1 protein-coding gene and 1 pseudogene are annotated in these 2,761 nt (G+C 55.5%); one reads left to right on the forward strand and one right to left on the reverse strand.

From position 1 onward, the window contains the following. Positions 1–169 precede the first annotated feature (169 nt). Complete coding sequence (locus QZR21_RS08905) at positions 170–1,090, reverse strand: radical SAM protein (RefSeq protein WP_296975018.1); 921 nt, start codon at positions 1,088–1,090, stop codon at positions 170–172. A gap of 725 nt (positions 1,091–1,815) precedes the next feature. Here QZR21_RS08905 and QZR21_RS08910 point away from each other — a divergent pair. Beyond that, a pseudogene (locus QZR21_RS08910) lies at positions 1,816–2,679 on the forward strand (4-(cytidine 5'-diphospho)-2-C-methyl-D-erythritol kinase); the annotation flags it as partial. Positions 2,680–2,761: the final 82 nt, after the last annotated feature.

Genomic DNA, 2,761 nt, shown 5'->3' on the forward strand with positions numbered 1-2,761 from the left:
AGAGTGTTTTCTGACGATATTTTCTTGATTAAATCAGCGTTTCCCTAGAAGCTAGCAGCTGGAAGCCCCCGCACGAATGACGCTATCCATAGACAGGCATTTCCGCGGCGAAGCCGCTGGACCTCAACTCTCAACTCCAATAAAAAAAGCAGGCCGGAGCCTGCTTTTTTTATTTCGACCAGTCGTGATTATAGACGTCGTAGTTTTTCTTGGATTTCAGGTATTCGATGCTGCGGTCGATATCCTTCAGCAGCAGGTCCTTATCCCGGGGGAGGGTGGCTGCCAGGCGGATGTAGTTGGACACGTGGTTGCTGCGGAAGACCATATGCTCCGTTTCCGGAAGATCCAGGTGTTCCACGATGACCTTCAGCTCTTCCATGAGGCCGTAAGGCGGGAGCGGTGTGAATTCGCCCCGTTCGAACTGGTCCTTCAGTTCACTGCCCCGGTACAGCATGAGGGACAGGGCGGAGAGGTAGTTCGGTTTGATTTCGTTGATGGCATGGGCGGTGGCCAGGGCATGTCTTTCACTGCCCGGTACGCCGGCAATGCCGAGAATAATCATGATGGACAGGTCCATGCCTGCGGCCCGGACGCGCTTGCCCACTTCGATGGACTGCTCCCCGTTCACGCCCTTGCGGATGTCCTTCAGGGTCTGGGAGTCGCCGCTTTCCATGCCGTAGTACAGAAGCTGCAGTCCCGCTTCCCGGAGCTGCTTCAGCTCATCCACCGATTTCCGGAGGATGTCTCCCGGCGCGGCGTAGGAGGAAACCTTTTCCAGGTTCGGGAAATATTTCTTCAGGGTGTAAAGAATCTTCAGCAGCCGTTCGGTAGGAAGCACCAGGGCATCCCCGTCGGCCAGGAAGACCTTGCGCACGCCGTCCCGGTCCACGGAGTAGGCGATGGCGATCTGCCGCATGATCTGTTCATCAGAGAGCTTTTCAAACTTCACGCCCCGGTACATGTTGCAGTAGGTACAGCTGTTGTGGGCGCAGCCCCGGGTCACCCGGAGGATGAAGCTGTCCGCTTCACTGGGGGGACGGAAAACGGGGGTATCATAATCATCAAAAAAATAAACCTGCCATTGAATCAAATCCTTTCAGAAGGAACGAAGGCACAGGCCTTCCGTGGTATGGAATCTATGCAATAAAGTAATATTATAAAGGTAATTATATAATATATACATATAAAATGCAATTAAAAATTTAAATATATTAATGTGTGAAGCCGGGGAATAGGAGGGGACACTCGTGCGGGGGCTTCTAGCTGCTAGCGACTAGCGGTCAGGAAAGCTGGCCAGCCTGCGGCGCTGGACAGAGTACGATTGGAGTCACTGAAGTGGGGGCCTTGAGCCTTGTGCTGGATAGCCGCTTCTCAGACAGCTCACCCTACGGGAAAGCGACTCACTGCGATTTGTGCGTCGCTTCGCTCCTTCAAATTGTGTTCGCTGGTGCAACTCGTGTTCGCTGCCACCCCAAAAGAGGGAGCCAAGTATTTCTTGCTTCCCCCTTTGGGTTGGCAAACGAACTGATTTCGTAGGTAGCCGCAGGCGACTGAGAAATCAGTGAGATGCTTCCCTGTGTGGGAAGTCCCGCGAAGCGGGCAAGGGGGTGCATTTGCCGCGTAGCGGCGGATCAGCTTTCCTGACTGCTGAAAGCTGACAGCCCTGTGCCGGTGACTCTATCCGTTGCCATGCAAATCGGCGGCGAAGACGCTGGACCTCAACTCTCAACTCTCAAATCTCAAATCTCAAATCTCAAATCTCAATTCTGCCCTTTCCCTATGCTATAATATCCCCAAAAGACAGAAAGGACGACGGCCATGATAGAAGAGACAGCCTGTGCAAAAATCAATCTCACCCTTTCCGTGGGGGAGAAGAGGAGCGATGGATACCATACTATTGACTCCATCATGCATTCCATTTCCCTCTGCGATGATATTACCCTGGAAAGGGCGGAGGGTATTTCCCTTACCATCGTAGAAGGAAGGGCACCCTCGGGAAAGGAGAACCTCATGGTGAAGGCGGCGGAGCTCTTTCTCAGGGAAAAGGGCATTTCCGGCGGCGTCCGTATGACCCTGGCCAAGCATATCCCTTCGGAAGCCGGCATGGGCGGCGGCTCCTCCGATGCGGCGGCGGTGCTCCGGGGCCTTGCCCGGCTCTACGGTACCGGCGATGGGCTGGAGACCCTGGCCGCCATGGGAGCGTCCCTGGGGGCGGATGTGCCCTTCTGTGTCCGGGGCGGCGCCTGCCGGTGCGAAGGCATCGGAGAGGTGCTGGTTCCCCTTACCCCCTGGCCGGGACTGCCCCTTCTCATCGTCCGGCCGGAGACTTCCGTGTCCACGGGAGAAGCCTACCGCCTCCTGGATGGCCGGGACAAAAGGCCAAAGGACCGGACCGAAGACTCCATGAAGGCCCTGGCAGACAGAAACCGGCAGGAGCTCTATGAATCCCTGTCCAACGATTTCGAAGACGCCCTGTTCCCCAAAAATGAAGTGTTGGAAGAAACATCGTCCATTCTCCACAGCCTTGGCCGGCCCACCCTCATGACAGGCTCCGGCTCCGCTTTCTTCCTCTTCCCGAAGGACCGGGAGGAAGGAAAAGCCCTGGCGGAGGATATAAAAAAATCCCACCCCTCCTGGTTCGTGGAAACTGCGGAGACCGTGGGGAAAGGAAAGATTTGAGATTTGAGATTTGAGAGTTGAGGCCCCGCGGCTTCGCCGCAGATGGGATCCTGATGACTCTATCCCCAAAACAGACAATTGC

This window comes from uncultured Dialister sp. (assembly GCF_900541605.1).
Classification (GTDB): domain Bacteria; phylum Bacillota; class Negativicutes; order Veillonellales; family Dialisteraceae; genus Dialister.